The organism is Chryseobacterium tructae (genome assembly GCF_030409875.1).
GTDB classification, from domain to species: domain Bacteria; phylum Bacteroidota; class Bacteroidia; order Flavobacteriales; family Weeksellaceae; genus Chryseobacterium; species Chryseobacterium tructae.
This window is the reverse complement of sequence record NZ_JAUFQR010000001.1, coordinates 2,170,168-2,185,921: the sequence shown is the minus strand read 5'-3', so window position 1 is coordinate 2,185,921 and position 15,754 is coordinate 2,170,168. Positions and strand designations below refer to the sequence as shown.

12 protein-coding genes, 1 tRNA gene and 1 pseudogene are annotated in these 15,754 nt (G+C 34.1%); 3 read left to right on the top strand and 11 right to left on the bottom strand.

The features are described from left to right. The first annotated feature begins 93 nt into the window (after positions 1 to 93). Together QWZ06_RS10830 and QWZ06_RS10825 are read left to right on the top strand one after the other, a co-directional pair. Positions 94 to 1,230, top strand: a complete 1,137-nt coding sequence (locus QWZ06_RS10830; RefSeq protein WP_290297967.1) for a helix-turn-helix domain-containing protein — start codon at positions 94 to 96, stop codon at positions 1,228 to 1,230. A 199-nt stretch (positions 1,231 to 1,429) separates the two neighbouring features. Next, entirely contained in the window at positions 1,430 to 2,845 is a 1,416-nt protein-coding gene (locus QWZ06_RS10825; RefSeq protein WP_290297965.1) for a beta-lactamase family protein, read from the top strand. Positions 2,846 to 3,140: 295 nt separating this feature from the next. Here QWZ06_RS10825 and QWZ06_RS28180 read toward each other — a convergent pair whose 3' ends face one another. From QWZ06_RS28180 to QWZ06_RS10785, 11 genes are all read right to left on the bottom strand, one after another. Next, positions 3,141 to 3,314, bottom strand: a complete 174-nt coding sequence (locus tag QWZ06_RS28180) for a bacteriocin-like protein (protein ID WP_435384118.1) — start codon at positions 3,312 to 3,314, stop codon at positions 3,141 to 3,143. Between the two features lie 252 nt (positions 3,315 to 3,566). Next, positions 3,567 to 4,181: an NAD(P)H-dependent oxidoreductase gene (locus QWZ06_RS10820; protein WP_290297963.1), complete on the bottom strand. Its 615-nt coding sequence runs from the start codon at positions 4,179 to 4,181 to the stop codon at positions 3,567 to 3,569. Between the two features lie 76 nt (positions 4,182 to 4,257). Further along, positions 4,258 to 5,082: a helix-turn-helix domain-containing protein gene (locus tag QWZ06_RS10815; RefSeq protein ID WP_290297961.1), complete on the bottom strand. Its 825-nt coding sequence runs from the start codon at positions 5,080 to 5,082 to the stop codon at positions 4,258 to 4,260. A 782-nt stretch (positions 5,083 to 5,864) separates the two neighbouring features. Next, complete coding sequence (locus QWZ06_RS10810) at positions 5,865 to 6,416, bottom strand: REP-associated tyrosine transposase (RefSeq protein ID WP_290297960.1); 552 nt, start codon at positions 6,414 to 6,416, stop codon at positions 5,865 to 5,867. Positions 6,417 to 6,820: 404 nt separating this feature from the next. Then, entirely contained in the window at positions 6,821 to 7,372 is a 552-nt protein-coding gene (locus tag QWZ06_RS10805; RefSeq protein ID WP_290297958.1) for an REP-associated tyrosine transposase, read from the bottom strand. Between the two features lie 434 nt (positions 7,373 to 7,806). Next, a tRNA-Arg gene (locus QWZ06_RS10800) sits at positions 7,807 to 7,878 on the bottom strand. Between the two features lie 21 nt (positions 7,879 to 7,899). Beyond that, positions 7,900 to 8,505 carry a hypothetical protein gene (locus QWZ06_RS27835; protein WP_353959957.1) on the bottom strand — a complete coding sequence of 202 codons (606 nt, stop codon included), beginning with the start codon at positions 8,503 to 8,505 and terminating at the stop codon, positions 7,900 to 7,902. 26 nt (positions 8,506 to 8,531) lie between these two features. Next, positions 8,532 to 9,368: a hypothetical protein gene (locus QWZ06_RS27830; protein ID WP_353959956.1), complete on the bottom strand. Its 837-nt coding sequence runs from the start codon at positions 9,366 to 9,368 to the stop codon at positions 8,532 to 8,534. Positions 9,369 to 9,415: 47 nt separating this feature from the next. Beyond that, positions 9,416 to 9,676, bottom strand: coding sequence for a hypothetical protein (locus QWZ06_RS27825; RefSeq protein ID WP_353959955.1), 261 nt, complete (start codon positions 9,674 to 9,676; stop codon positions 9,416 to 9,418). Positions 9,677 to 9,709: 33 nt separating this feature from the next. Beyond that, entirely contained in the window at positions 9,710 to 10,198 is a 489-nt protein-coding gene (locus QWZ06_RS10790) for a hypothetical protein (RefSeq protein WP_290297956.1), read from the bottom strand. Between the two features lie 3 nt (positions 10,199 to 10,201). Then, positions 10,202 to 13,165, bottom strand: a complete 2,964-nt coding sequence (locus QWZ06_RS10785; protein ID WP_290297955.1) for a tetratricopeptide repeat protein — start codon at positions 13,163 to 13,165, stop codon at positions 10,202 to 10,204. 259 nt (positions 13,166 to 13,424) lie between these two features. On the opposite strand from QWZ06_RS10785, the pseudogene QWZ06_RS27820 reads away from it, so the two are divergent. Then, positions 13,425 to 15,664 (top strand): annotated as a pseudogene (locus QWZ06_RS27820) (CocE/NonD family hydrolase). The last annotated feature ends 90 nt before the right edge of the window (positions 15,665 to 15,754 follow it).

The window sequence follows — 15,754 nt, the reverse complement described above, 5'->3', positions numbered from 1 at the left end:
CTGGTTATAATGCAAGTTATTCAATGTCTTTCCTAACTTTTTATAAAGAAGATCTTTGAAGAAATAGTACATTTGGCCTTGCATTAAAATAATATGGACAAGTACGACTTTCTGCATCTGGTTTCTTCTATTGGAATTTTCATGGTACTTTTGCTTGCTTTGTTTTTAATCACCGTAAAAACAAAACACAAACTTTCAAATTACCTTCTTGCTTTTTTCCTTTTTACAAACGCCATAGATGCATTAAAATTTTTGATGCGGGAATTTCCGGTTAATCATATCAATCTCGAGGCGTTTCGTTGGAGTATTAACTATTTAGTTTCAGCATCGTTTTATCTCTATGTATTGTCTGTTTGTTATACTAACTTTCGATTAAAACCGAAACATTTATTCCACACGATTCCATTTGTTGCTTACAATTTGTTTTTAATGTGGGGAATCTATTTTGTAGATAGAGCTGAGAAAATACGTTTTATAAATGGCATGAATGACATGCCGCTAATGCAGTTTTTTTATTTTCTTTTCGAATTTCTGTTTCAAGTTTATTTTATTGCTTCATTTCTGGTGATCAGAAAGTCTAAAACGGTATATCTCGAGAATTATACAAACCCCAATATTTCCGTCCTTAACGCGCTATACAAGATAACAATTCTATACTATGTATTACATTTTATAGTTCTTATAAGGTGGCTGGTAACTTTTATCTTTGGTTTGGGCGAGATCCGAACTTGGATTGTAACTCTTGATGGGCTTGCATTTTTATTTTGTACCTGTTGGTATCTATTTGTTGCACTCAACAATCCTGAGTTTTTCCGGGGAGTAAATTCCGATCTGAAACCTATTACAGACGTAGTTCCGAAACAAAAAATCAACCCTTTAAGAATTGATGAAAAAAATAAGGAAATCAAATTCTTAAAAGATTTTATGGAGGAAAAAGAACCTTATCTCGATTCATCATTAACCATTCAGGATTTATCTGAGCAGGTAAAAGTACCCGTTAAAGATTTATCTACTTTGATTAACTTGTATATGGATAAACACTTTTTCGATTTCGTCAATGAATATAGAATTGAAAAATCAATGCAAATCCTTACAGATCCTTCTCAAAAAGAACTGACCGTTTTGGAAATCTTATACAAAGTTGGTTTTAATTCCAAATCTTCTTTTAATACTTCTTTTAAAAAATATACAGGAAAAACGCCAACAGATTATCGAAAACAAGCTTTGTAAAATCCTATTATTTTCAAAAAATGAGTTCGATTTTTTTTAATCGGTCGCGTCCTGAGGCTTTTTGACACATATTTGCAGAAAAATTGAGACAAAAAAGAAAAGTAAATTTCCAATCTCAATTTCCGATTGTCTATTACAAAGTTATGGGCAATCTCATTCCGACCCTTAATAAATCAAATCGTCTTTAAACTAACCATTTATGAAAGTACTTAATCGAGCAAGAAATATCAGTTGTTTTTTAGTTTTATTGATCATATTTAGCTGTAATTCTAGAAATTTTAAAGCTGAAAAAAGCCCCGCCTATGCCAATAAAATTGATTCTTTAATGACAAAATCTTACGAAAGAGGTTTATTCAATGGAAATGTTCTTGTTGTTAAAGATGATCAAATTATCTATCAAAAATCATTTGGTTTTACCGATGAAACAAAACAAACGCCTTTACATGATAAGTCAATATTTAATGCAGGTTCTATTGCGAAGGAATTTAATGCAGTTTCTATCATGATTTTGGTGGAGCGTGGTCTGCTGCATCTTGACGATCCTATTTCAAAATTTGATTTGGGCTTACCGAAATGGTCAGAAAAAGTAACCCTAAGACATCTTATTAATTATGCAAGCGGTATTCCTAGAATAGAGTCCGGGCTAACGATAATCAATGATGAAGATGCTTGGAATATTTTGAGAAATAACGATACTTTATTATTTGAACCAGGAACCGGTTACAGGTATGATAATGGCAATGTATTTTTGCAAAGAAGAATCATTGAAAAGGTAACTGGTGTGTCCTTCCAGGAATTCGTTACTGAAAATATAATTAAACCGTTGAAAATGACTAATTCGGTATTTGAACCAAAATCCGGTGATACAAACAGAACCTCCTGTTATGATATGGACAATGTTCGATGCCCGGAATTGAAATTTATAAGCGGATGGCTTTGGGTAGACATCAATGATCTTTATAAATGGATTCATGCCATGAATACGAATCAATTAATATCCAAAGAATCCTTTCAAACTTTGCTGAATAATCCCTATGCAAAAGACGAAGGCGGATCACTTGGCAGATATTTTGAAAAAGATGAGCTGCAAAGACATAATGGTGTCTCATATAAGTTTGAGTCCATTTTATTAAACGATTTTAAAAATAACATTACGATAATTCTATTGTCTAATAACTTAAATAGAGTTTGGGATCTGGGGCATACTATTCATAACTTAATGTTAGGAAAAGACTACGAAATTCCTAAAAAGTCTATTTATCAAGCAATAAGAAAGACATCTCTAACTGACGTACATAAAGCAATAGAAACTTATTATTTGTTGAAAAAAAATACTGAAAAAGAATACAGTTTCCAAAACCCAAGCGAACTAAATAAATTAGGCTATGAATTATTAAGACTAGGCAAGCACAATGAGTCCATAGAAATATTTAAATTGGCTACAAAAGAGTTCCCTAAAGATGCCAATTTATTCGATAGTTTAGGAGAAGCCTACTATACAAATAAGCAATATGATTTAGCATTAGACAGTTACAATAAAGCGATAAGTCTTGGTGGAACCCAAGGGAATGCAGAAAAAATGATTGATAAAATCAAATTTTTCATCAAAAAATAAGAACGAACTTCTTTTAATTTTAATAACATACTGCACCAATGCATAACAAATAAAGCTTGGTAAAGAAACTTGATCAACTCTAGCTATAGTAAACAGTCAATTCTTTATAAATATTGATGAAATCTCTAAAGTTCAATAATAAAATTACTACAATTGTGCTTATTTTGTTTCATTAGCTCAACGTCAGGAGATTTTACAGTGAAAACTCCTTGTCTCTTTCAAGATAACAAAAGCCACCTTTTCCAGGTGGCTTAATTATGCGTTTTATAATCAGAATATTCTGAAGAAAAGTCAATTAGAAAGGTCCGGTAACAGGAACACATCCGCAAACACAATCGTAAATGCCCTGATCTGGATCACATACATAAATAGAATCACATCTATAAATGTAGCCAACTCTGCAGTAAGTTGGACCTGCTCCTTTAATTGATTTCATTTCGTTTCTTGCGATTTTCTTTAAGTTTTTCATAGTTGTTTATTAATATATTAGTCTTTGATACAAATTCTTGTTAATTCCAAATGTAATTAAATAAAACTAATTCCAAAATACTACTCAGATTTTAATTCTTAAAAAGATAAGAACATTATTATAAAGATTCTGAGATACTACACACACAAAATTAAAAAGAGAGCTCGTAAGCTAAAAGTACAAATGTAGAACTCGTTATTAAGGATTTGACAAAAATAGCGGTATTTGATATTTATATGATCTAATAAAAGATTACTCTTTTACTGACGAAAATAATGAAATATTAGGCCTGCCAACGGCATAGGTATCAACTATTTCCGTTTTCCATGCTTCTATAATTTCTGGTGTTGCACGGTCGGCACGGTCAAAGAAGAAATGCTGCTTGATGTCGAAGCCACAATACGTATAGACACCTGTATCCGAGGTCAGCTTTAAAGCGTTATCCATTCCAATTTCCTGATATTCCGTCTTTGATTTTCCATGCGAATTGATGATATACGCTTCTTTTCCAGTCAACAGTCCTTTTTGTACACCGTTGTCGTACCGATAGGCAAATCCATAGCTAAAGACTCTGTCAATATACCCTTTCATAATGCCCGGCATGCCCGTCCACCATATCGGATAAATAAACGTTACAACTTCAGCCCAGGCTATGTATTCCTGCTCAGTTCTGATGGCTTCGCTAACGATGCCTTTTCTTTGCCCGGAAATATCTTCAAGAGATAGCACCGGATCGAAATTAAGCTGGTACAAATCCCTGACTACAACCTCATGTTTTTGTTGCAATAGTGTTTCTTCAACCGTTTGTTTAAATAGATGATTTAAACTTGCCTTATTAGGATGGGCATAAATAATAAGATGTTTCATTTTTTTGTTTTTAAGTAATTGAACGAAACAAAGGTAGAAGGATAGCAAACGGGAAAATTGTAAGAAAACGAAAAGACTATTCAGCCGAAGCTTGACAAATATCTTGTTGGAACCTTACAAAATGTTTAGGAGAAAGATTGATGAAATGCTTAAAATCGTGGATAAGCTGGCTTTGGTCATAATATCCGCATTCATCTACAATTTCAAACCAGTCCACATTTTTCGATGATAAAAGAACTTGTTCTATCTGTCTGATTGCTTTTACAAAACGGTTGTACCGGCTGACTTCTTTTGCACTATATCCAAAATGCTTTTTGTGCATCAATTGTACATTCCTTTCAGTCTGTCTGGTTTCTTCTGCAATAGTTTTGATTGGATTTAAGGTGTTATCTTTAAAATTAGCCAGCAAAGCGGAGGTAGTGTCCTGCAATTTTAAATAAGGTCTGCAAAAATCGAGAATATGATCTACTTTATCTGAAATGTTTGTAATGCCGTTTAATTGATGCCACAAATAAGTAAAACAATTTTCTTCCATTGATTCATCAGGGTGTATTGGAAGATGGTCAGAAAGAAATGCTTTGCCAAAAAAGCGATAAAAAGCATCATCTTTGAAATTAGCCACTAAAATTTGCGCTCCGGGAGTAAGCGTATAGCCAAAGGCAGACTTTATGGGACCAAGTACAATACACTTATCTACTTCAATTTCGTTTTGTACACTGGAAACCAACCGTGCTTTAGTCCCGAAATTAAACACCATAATAGTCTGAAAAGATGGCAGCAGCGTTTTAGTTATCGGATCTGTTGAATTGTTCTCTGCAAAATAGAAATGAGAAAACACCGTCTCAAATTCTTTTGGCACAGGCAGTCTGTAATTGTTATATGTTGGGTCTTCCGATTTCATGATTTATAGACCATTAATTTAGGAAAAAAATGCCCCAAATAAGATGAGGAGGTCGTGAATTGTTATTTTTAAGCTACTACTTGATAGATTGGATTATTCCCTTACCTCAAATTTAGCAAAATATTTTAGAGAAATAAAAAAGGAGCTTTGTGACCACAAAAGAACTGATATATTTTCATCTGCTCATCAACTCCTGTTACTGCACCTCCAATTTTATCCTCTGTTTCAACCGTTTGACCAGATCTGTTACCATGACTTCCAAATTGTTTGCCTTAACCCCAATTTTGTACTCCTCATTTTAAGCTCTTGTAAGATTTTTTCAAACATTACTTAGAATTAATTATCATGTTCAAAAGTAGTTTAGTTACTATTTTATAATCAACATAAATATTGAATTTTATATATATTTAATTAAAGTATTACTTTAAAAATATAAAAAACTAAACTATACATGAATTGGTAAGGAAAAGAAGAGCAGACCTGCTGGTGATTGATATGTTAGAGATAGTATATAGAATTGTGAGAGTAAAGAGTATAATATTGGCATTCGATGCGTTTTGCCGGGTAATTGGTAGAGATAGGTCAGCAATTCCTAAGCTATTAAAGAATAAACTTCGGTTATGAAAACCGGAAACAGAAAGCGAAAGTTCTATTCGATGCGGAAAAGGTTTTAGAATGGCTGAGAAATCAAAAGGAAACCAAATTAACTGTAAAGACAATAAAGATCTAAATATTAATCTCCCCGCTAGCGCGAGCATCTTGCTCGTGCTAATCAAATATTTTTATAAATTTACATCTATTTCCAAGATCTCCTGATAATCATCACAATAATTTCTAGCACTACTATACTTCCATTCCCATGGATCAATAACAAAACCACCTTCAACGGGATTTTGATGAATATAATCAAGCTTCTGTTCAAATACTTTTAAAGACCAAACTTCTATTGGTTTATTATTCTGTTGCCAAAATTGATATTTTTTGACGTTTGAATTTCTTTTGCCTGCTTTCTCAAACATCCAAAGTAACCACTCTTTTCTACTTTCCTGAGAATTCTCTTCAATTGCCTTTAACAACACTCTTGCTGTAAATCCTTTAAAATCTCTTATCAATTCTGATGGTTCTCCTTTCTCCGATCGAAAAAGCAAATGAACATGACTTGGCATGATGCAATATCCAAAAATAGACATCCCTTTATTCTTTCTACAATAATCTAATGCATTAATAACAATATCAAAATACTCCATTCTGGTAAAAATATCAATCCAGAATACCGTAGCAAAACTTATAAAGTATGCTCCCTCTTTTTCATGAAATTTATATTTTCTGCTCATAGTATAAAATTAAAGAATTGGGTTAAACAACAAAGCTAACTCATAAAAGTTAGCTTTGTTGTTGTTATTTCCATTTAGGACACGAGCAAGATGCTCGCGCCAGCGAGGGGGATTGATATGTTAGAGATAGTATATAGAATTGTGAGAGTAAAGAGTATAACATTGGCATTCGATGCGTTTTGCCGGGTAATTGGTAGAGATAGGTCAGCAATTCCTAAGCTATTAAAGAATAAACTTCGGTTATGAAAACCGGAAACAGAAAGCGAAAGTTCTATTCGATGCGGAAAAGGTTTTAGAATGGCTGAGAAATCAAAAGCAAACCAAATTAACTGTAAAGACAATAAAGATCTAAATATTAATCTCCCCGCTAGCGCGAGCATCTTGCTCGTGCTAATCAAATATTTTTATAAATTTACATCTATTTCCAAGATCTCCTGATAATCATCACAATAATTTCTAGCACTACTATACTTCCATTCCCATGGATCAATAACAAAACCACCTTCAACGGGATTTTGATGAATATAATCAAGCTTCTGTTCAAATACTTTTAAAGACCAAACTTCTATTGGTTTATTATTCTGTTGCCAAAATTGATATTTTTTGACGTTTGAATTTCTTTTGCCTGCTTTCTCAAACATCCAAAATAACCACTCTTTTCTACTTTCCTGAGAATTCTCTTCAATTGCCTTTAACAACACTCTTGCTGTAAATCCTTTAAAATCTCTTATCAATTCTGATGGTTCTCCTTTCTCCGATCGAAAAAGCAAATGAACATGACTTGGCATGATGCAATATCCAAAAATAGACATCCCTTTATTCTTTCTACAATAATCTAATGCATTAATAACAATATCAAAATACTCCATTCTGGTAAAAATATCAATCCAGAATACCGTAGCAAAACTTATAAAGTATGCTCCCTCTTTTTCATGAAATTTATATTTTCTGCTCATAGTATAAAATTAAAGAATTGGGTTAAATAACAAAGCTAACTCATAAAAGTTAGCTTTGTTATTGTTATTTCCATTTAGGACACGAGCAAGATGCTCGCGCCAGCGAGGGGGTATTATTGGGGAAGTGCGGTTTTTACCGGAACAGGCATTTCTTTCCTAATCTCCCCGTCCTTGATTTTTGCTTTTTGGCTGAATAATGGTTGATTTCCGTTAACTGACATTAGCATTTCATAGAACCTAGCTTCGTTGTTTATGATGTAAGGAGTCTGCGTCCAGATTCTTTCCTCGGAAGGAAGTGTTGATTAACTATAGGAAAGATTTTACAATTGACATTCTGCGTTTTAAAGTAGGGATATACACTTTCATCTTTTCTTCTACTTTCATTACTTTCGGGATGCTATAACAAAAAAAGCCCCTTAAAAAAGGAGCTTTTGTGACCGCAGAAGGATTCGAACCCTCACTGTTGGAGCCGAAATCCAAAGTTCTATCCATTAAACTATGCAGCCGTATTCATAAAGAATGAATGATTAGAAGGTAATCTTCACACCACCCAGAATCTGTGGCCCTAAGACTTTATAAGCCTTGTAGGTTTGATATTTTGAGCTTAGAAGGTTATTTCCGAGTGCGAAAATACTGAAATTTTTGTGAATTTTATACTCTGCAGAAAGATTTAAATCCGCGTACCCACCAACTTTATCGTTCGTGTTTTCTAATGAGCGGTAAATCATTCCATTAGGTGCTTGAGCATTTGCTATCCCTTCGATTGAAAAAGAGTTGGTTGTTCTGTCGCTTGCAAAAATTCCTTTGAAACCTAACAATAACTTCTTATCCAGCATGGTATATTTAGCTCCAATACTAGCGTTCAATAAAGGAACGTTGTAGATATTGTCGTAGTTCTTCAAGTTATATTTTGTAAACCTTACTTCTCCATCAATCATTAGGTTTGCTAATGGGAAATATTGTACACTTCCTTTGATATCACTTACATTTCCATCATCGTAGATCGCAGAGCATGTATTGGCAAAATCATAAGCAGAACGGTTCAGCGTGTAGTTATTGTCGAAAAGACTGTTGGCTTTAAAGAACATGATGTCCTTCATTTTTCCGAACCCTGCAGAAACATCATATTTCAATGTTTCATCAATATCTCCTCTTAATCCTACATAAAGTGATATTTCGTCTCTGTAGGTTTCAAATACTGGTCAGAAAGCACGTAAGGATTCTCCTGAAGAAGATCTCCGTAAGTATTTAGTTTAAGACCACCGTCTACCCCACCGTAGAATTTAAATTCTTTAGCCGCAGCCACCTGGAATTCCGCTTGCGGGAACCAATAGGTCTTGTTATTCTTCACCTGATCCATCAGTCTGTTTGAATTCTTAGCATTCAGGAAAGAAAATCCTGACCCTAACATCAAATAAGACTCTCCTTTTCTAAACGTTACTTTTGGAGTTAAGTTGGTATTAAAGAAATTAGAAGAGTTTTTATCAACAATGGCAAACTCTGTTTTCACTGCCTCTAAACCTACTCCTAAATCCGCATTTAGATTAATTCCTGACTTCCCAAGTTCTACAGCATGTTTGGAGAAATTAGCCAAAATTGAGACCTGGTTTTCCTGAGCATCAAAATGATCTTTCAGGAATGAAGATTTTACTCTTACATCATTTAAAATCTCATTGGAATAGAAATCATAGTATCCATTTACTTTGAACTGATTCACTTTCTGCTTTAAATCAACATCTGCTAATGGAGCCAAAGCATAAATTCCATAATAGTTATAGTTATTCAATCCATACTCAGCATTGATATTGAATTTTCCTTTATCTCCGTAAGAGTTCAGGAAAGCTCCTATTGTTGCAGAAGTTTGTTTGGATTTCCAATCGTAATCATTTTTAAGGCCGCTGGTAGAAAGCAAATGTACATCTGCTCCTACTTCAAACTTATTTTCAAGGGTTTTGGATACATTTCCATCCAACAGGATCTTCCCATAATTCCCCATTCCGAACTGAACATAGTTATTCTGAGCGGTTCCGTCAAATTTTGGAGCTACATCTTCCCCTGAATCGTAGAAGTCTTGAAGTCAGAAACGGCAGGAACATCTGTAATATTATATTTTACAGGATTCTGGGATTTCTCTTCCGGCGGATAGTTTTTAATAGTTTCTACGGAAGTCTTCTTTTTCTCGATCTTCTTCACTTCCGGCTCTCTCTTTTTGTTAAGAACCAGTTTCTCCTCCTTGATCTGGGAAAACGCGAACTGCGAAACCCCTAAAAATATTATAGATAATAATTGAATTTTCTTGTTCATATTTTCTTTATTTGAAAAAAATATATATTGGGTTTATTTATTAGAAGCCATATAACTACCTAATAAAGCTTTCCCCGATTGTTTTGAAAAAGTTCTGCCTACTCTGAATATATTAAATAGCCAAAGGCTTTGATAAACTTTTAATTGATATTGATAATTTTTCGTTGTCTTGTCCTCAGTTACATCATAACTATAAGAAATATCATAAGGAAATCCAGAAGGCAATAAACCTACAGTAATCATACTTCCAATCATCGGATTCCCGCACGATGGAGTAAATCTTGTCATAGGATGCAGCGTTATTCTGGCTGCGTTTGTACTGTCTTCTACAATTTCATAGATATCAGAATGTTTTAAAATATTAAGCTCTTTTTTAAGCTCTTTATTCACCACAAAAGCCTTTTGCTTTGTAAAGTTCACCTTTGCCCGATTATATTCTTTGGGAGAGGCACTATACGAAGGAATACAGCTGGATAATGAAACAGAAACTAAAAAAGAATATGTTACTAATTTAAACATCATACCTTATTTCTTAATCTGCTTTTTAACTTCTTTCGCTTCTGTTACAATTTCCGGGAAGCTCTTATAATTGGCAATAATCTGGTCACAAGTATAACTTGCCTGGTAATTATCTTTTAAGCCAATATAGTTTTTGGCCAACAATACCAATGCTTTTGCTCCCCAATATTCTTCAGAAGCATAGTTATTCGCAAGCTTAAAGATTGTTTCATTGGAGGATTTGAATGCTTTTCCTTTATTCTGATAATAAGCTTTGGCATACAATGCTTCTGCTGCTACCGAAGTATTGGAAGATTTTTCTAGGGAAACATAAGCAGCCTGAGCATCTTTATCTTTTCCTGAATTCATCAGACTTCTCGCCTTAATCACTTTAGCTGTTTCAATAACCGCCGCAGAGTTTTTAGAATTTCCAATAACTGCATTTGCCAGTTTTTCCGCTTCAGAGAAATTATTTTCGTTTGCATATAACTTCATCAGCTCAACATTCGCATAATTTTTAATGCTGATATTGGAAGAGTTTTTAATCCCTTCAAGATATTTCTTAGCTTCAGCAGTATTCCCTTGAGCAATGAAGATCTGTGCTAAACGCGTTTGAGCGTCATCCTGATAATCATTCTGAACTCCGGCCACTTCCTGTAAAACAAGTAAAGCTTTTGTGGTATTATTCGTTTGGTAATAACTTTCTCCCAATTCATATTTAGCCTGATAAAGACCTTCTCCTGTTGGATTCTGCGTTAGATATTTCTCATAATAAGAAATGGCATTTTTATAATCTTTCTTCGCGAAATTCTGTTTTCCGGTAGATAAGTTGATCTCATCAATTTCAGAGGCATCAACATTTACGCCTATATTTCTGGCAAAGCTTTCATATCCTGAAACATCGCCGTTTTTCGTGAATATTGGTTTTGCTGCCTGAGCGATCTTTTGAGCATATGCCGTATTTTTATACTGATCTCCCAACGATTTCAGTTCAGAAAGTGCTTTATCAGCCTGGTTCTGATCAATATAATTTTGCGCTCTGTAAATAGATGCATTGGCGATCAGGTCTTTGTCTGAAGATGTTTTAATAACTTTTCCAAAATAATCATTGGAATTCGCATAATCATCCTGAGCCGCATAAGCTGTTCCTATCTCGTATTGAGCATCATCATAATACTCAGAATCCGGATATTTCGATAATAAGTTTTTCAGAGTAGCAATCTTCGCCTGAGTATCTCCTTTAAATCCTAAAGCCATTGCTTTCTGATATACCGTATAATCTGTAGCGTCTGCATTTTTATCGTAGATGGCAATTGCTTCATTCAGATCATTATTCGCATAGTGAATGTCTGCCAGACGAAGTTCTGCATCATTTTTAAATTCCGGTTTAGGATTTGCCAGATATTGTTTAAAGTAAGTGGCAGCCTGATCGAATTTTTTAGATTTGAAATAAGCATACCCTAAATCATAAGGCAGCTGTTGTTTTTCAGGGAAATTTTCGTTCAGAAGCTTTTCGTAACGAACAATGGCAGACGGATAGTTTCCTTTTTGGTAATATACCTGAGCCAGCCAATATAAAGCTCTGCTGTTAAATTCTTTATTGATATTGAATCCTAAGCTTCTTAAGAAATATTTCTCTGCTTCATCATAATTCCCCTTATTGAACTCTTCTGTTCCCAATAAGTAAGACACTTCCTGATCCACTTTATTGATTTCAGGAGTTGAACTCTGTAATCTGTCGATCGCATTCAGAGTTTCCTTATAGTTTCCGGAATACAGGTATGATTTCACCAATAAAGATCTCATTTCTGAAGCATTGGAAGCATTCTGGTTATCGTTGATGTAACTTTGAAGAACGGTAGATGGATTTTCAAACGGATTTCCGATATCGTATCCTAGTTTAGCATACTGCTCGTGTGCCAGTTTTTTCACTTTCGCATCATAATCCATCTGATAAGAAGAACGGAATGCGGAAAGAGCTTCCTGTTTTTTATCAACAGCTAAATAAGCATTTCCAAGTTGGTAATAAGCATTCTGCGCTAACGCTGAATTACTGTTCACAAGCTGGTTATAATAAGAAACCGCTTCATCATATTTTTTCAGCTGAGCGGCAACAAATCCCATCTCATAAAGGTCATTTTCAGATGGATTTTGCTGTACATTCAGATAGTCTTTCAAATGAGGATACGCAGCATTATAATCATTCTTCATGAAATAACTTTCACCGATGATCTTATGCACTTCTGCTTTATAAGATTCTGAAATATTTTCGTTTAATAATGCATTCCCTTCAGAAATAGCCTTATCATAATTCTTATCATTATAATACAGCTGTACATAATAAGGACGTACCAGTTTTGAGAATTTATCCTGATCTTTTATAGAATCAAAATACTGGAAAGCCTTATCATTTTGTCTGTTGCTGTAATACAGGTGTCCAAGCATATAAGCAATATCTCCTTTTTGAGACTGGTCAGCTGTTTTATAAGCTTCTTCCAGAGCATCTGTAGCTCCTTTAGAATCTCCCATCATAAACTTAGCATAACCCAACTTCAGAATATACTGAGTATTCTCTTCTTTTGACAGTTGGTATTGGTTTACTTTTTTCAATGTTTCCAATGCTTTGTCAAAGTCTTTTTTCGCCAGATAATAATCTGCTAGAGGAAGATTAGCCTGAGCAAAATACGCAGAATTAGGATATTCCTTCATAAAAGCTGTCAATCCTTCTTCAGCATGATTCTTTTGAAGAATCACTCCGATCACATTATCAAAAAACTGAGCCGCCTCCTTCTTTGAACGGGACAAATTCTGATTATAGAAATATTGTCTTGCGTATTCGTATTGGGAGGCGTTGTATATTTTGGTCTGATAAAGATTTTCAGCTAGATTGAATCTATAATTTTCTTTCTGTGTAAAATATTGGGACTGTTGAGCATCGGAGATTCCGAAGTAGATGACCGCAGCCGCTAAAAGTATTTTTTTTGATTTCATTCTTCTTTTATATAAGAAAATTAGTCTAAATAAGTTAACGAAAATATTAAAAACTTATTGTTTAAGCAAGTTTTAACAGATTTAATACGTAAAGAAGAGAATTCGCAAGGGTGAAAAAACATTTCACTATCACATGATAAAATTTCTTACTTTCGTCTGATAAAAATGTAAACAATTATAGTAAACAATGATCAAAAATATATTTTGAACTGATACTTTTTGAACAGCAGCTAAAAACATACCATAAACACGCTACACCATGAAATTTAAGATACTTTTAGCATTAATTTTTGTCAATCTGATGCAGGCACAAAAATTTTACTTCCCCAAAACAGCGATAACAGACTCTGTTGTTTTGGAAAAACAAATGCCTACACTAGCCTTTCAGGTGATTTCCCAACTTCAAACCACGAAGAACAGACCTAAGAATAATGTAGATTTTCTAGATAATCTTTCCCGTCTGCAGGTTGTTGCTAAAGACTATAAAGCTTCCATTGCTACTTTACCTGAGTACCGAAAGGAATTTGCTGATCATAATATGGCAGGATACAAATCCCTTGTCTACGAGATTTACAGCATGGCCAAATTAAATGAGTTAGACAACAAAATCCCTTTTTCCAAAGCCTTTCAGACTGCATTTAATAAAAAGTATGAAAGCATGGATGAAAAAATAATCCCAAGAGTAGGTATTGCCGTTGATGGTAACGTGAATAATTTCAGAAAGCTTTTAAAAACCTCACTGGAGAAACAAAAAGGAAAAGACAGTATAGCCTATGCCTCTGCTCTGGCACTTTGCAAAATCTATCTCAATTATAAGGTATTTTCAAGCATTCAGCCTTATGTTCCACAAGTGACCGCAGCAAAGGATCAGGAGAATTTCATTATTGAAACCAAAGATCTTAAAACAAAAAGCGGAAATATCCTAACCATTACGATCGTCAGAAAAAAAGAAAATAAATCTCCACTTCCGGTCATTCTTACCAATAACATTTACGCGGGTCAGTTTGATGGATATTTCGGAAAAAGAGCTGCTATTTATAATTATGTAGGAGCGGTAGTCAATACTCGTGGTAAAAGAAACAGTAATGATGTCAATAATCCTTTTGAATATGAATCTCAGGATATCTATGAAGTAATAGATTGGGTAAGTAAACAACCCTGGAGTAATGGTAAAGTAGGAATGATTGGCGGAAGTTATCTTGGTTTAGCCAATGGGCAGCTGTAAAGAAACTCCATCCGGCTTTGAAAACGATTGTACCACAAGTTTCTGTTGGAATAGGAATAGATTATCCTGCACGAAATAACATATTCATGAGCTACATGCTACAATGGATACAATATGTTACAAACAATAAATTTACTGATGAAGCAGACTTTGCCAATGCTACAAAATGGGATTCTATTAATACAGCGTGGTACAAAAGTGGAAAATCATTCAGATCATTAGATACCATCAGCGGAAAACCAAGTAAAATATTCCAGCGATGGCTAGATCATCCGGGATATGACCAATACTGGCAAAAAATGGTTCCTTATAAAAGCGATTTCTCCAAGATCAACATTCCCATCCTGACAACTACAGGATATTATGATGATGACCAGATTGGAGCCCTTTACTATTTCAAGAAGCACCATCAATATAATAAAAACGCCAATCATTATTTAGTTATAGGCCCATATGATCATGGAGGAGCACAAAGCTTTGGTGCAACCTATGTTGAGGGCAATCCTATTGACCCTGTTGCCAGAATAAGCATTGATGAACTTGCCTTTTCATGGTTTGATTACATTCTTAAAGGTGAAAAAAAACCGGAACTGTTAAAAGACAGGGTTAATTTTCAGGTGATGAACACCAATACCTGGAAGCACGTTCCTACTCTTGACGGAATGCACACTTCTACTCTTAAGTTTTATCTTAAAGATCGAAAAGATAATTCATCAGTCTTCACTAAACCTGAAAATATGGATTTCACTAAACAAGTCGTTGATTTCAAAAGCAGAGACGATAAAGATATCTATCGCAAAATAAGCAAAACAGATAGCGCAAGGGTTAACAATGTCGTTTACTTTGAAAGTGAAACTCTTGATAAAGATATCATTATCAGTGGAAATCTGTCAGGATTACTCGATGTATCTATCAATAAAAAGGATATGGACACCAATATTTATCTGTATCAGGTACAACCGGATGGAAAACGTGTTATGTTATCCGACCATTCAGTAAGAGCCAGTTATTCTAAAAATAACGAGGTTCGCCAGCTTCTTCAACCCAATAAGATAGAGCAGATTCCTATCAAACAATCAATGTTCACCAGCAGAAAAATTGAAAAAGGAAGCAAATTAATTTTATTTGTAGGCGTTGGTAAAAATCCCTACTGGCAGATTAATTATGGTACAGGTAAAGATGTAAGTGATGAAACCATAAAAGATGCGAATGAGCCACTAGAAATAAAATGGTATAATAGCAGCTATGTGGAAATACCTGTTTATAAAGACTAAACGCTTTTCGTTAAGCATTTTTATCTAAATGTTACTAACGACTGTTAACATCAAAATAAAAAATCATTACATTTGTTTTTTTCAAATCAA

Coding starts and splice junctions, on each gene's coding strand:
- QWZ06_RS10830 (WP_290297967.1), top strand. CDS start 94: ATGGACAAGTACGACTTTCTGCATCTGGTTTCTTCTATTGGAATTTTC.
- QWZ06_RS10825 (WP_290297965.1), top strand. CDS start 1,430: ATGAAAGTACTTAATCGAGCAAGAAATATCAGTTGTTTTTTAGTTTTA.
- QWZ06_RS28180 (WP_435384118.1), bottom strand. CDS start 3,314: ATGAAAAACTTAAAGAAAATCGCAAGAAACGAAATGAAATCAATTAAA.
- QWZ06_RS10820 (WP_290297963.1), bottom strand. CDS start 4,181: ATGAAACATCTTATTATTTATGCCCATCCTAATAAGGCAAGTTTAAAT.
- QWZ06_RS10815 (WP_290297961.1), bottom strand. CDS start 5,082: ATGAAATCGGAAGACCCAACATATAACAATTACAGACTGCCTGTGCCA.
- QWZ06_RS10810 (WP_290297960.1), bottom strand. CDS start 6,416: ATGAGCAGAAAATATAAATTTCATGAAAAAGAGGGAGCATACTTTATA.
- QWZ06_RS10805 (WP_290297958.1), bottom strand. CDS start 7,372: ATGAGCAGAAAATATAAATTTCATGAAAAAGAGGGAGCATACTTTATA.
- QWZ06_RS27830 (WP_353959956.1), bottom strand. CDS start 9,368: ATGGGGAATTATGGGAAGATCCTGTTGGATGGAAATGTATCCAAAACC.
- QWZ06_RS27825 (WP_353959955.1), bottom strand. CDS start 9,676: ATGAACAAGAAAATTCAATTATTATCTATAATATTTTTAGGGGTTTCG.
- QWZ06_RS10790 (WP_290297956.1), bottom strand. CDS start 10,198: ATGATGTTTAAATTAGTAACATATTCTTTTTTAGTTTCTGTTTCATTA.
- QWZ06_RS10785 (WP_290297955.1), bottom strand. CDS start 13,165: ATGAAATCAAAAAAAATACTTTTAGCGGCTGCGGTCATCTACTTCGGA.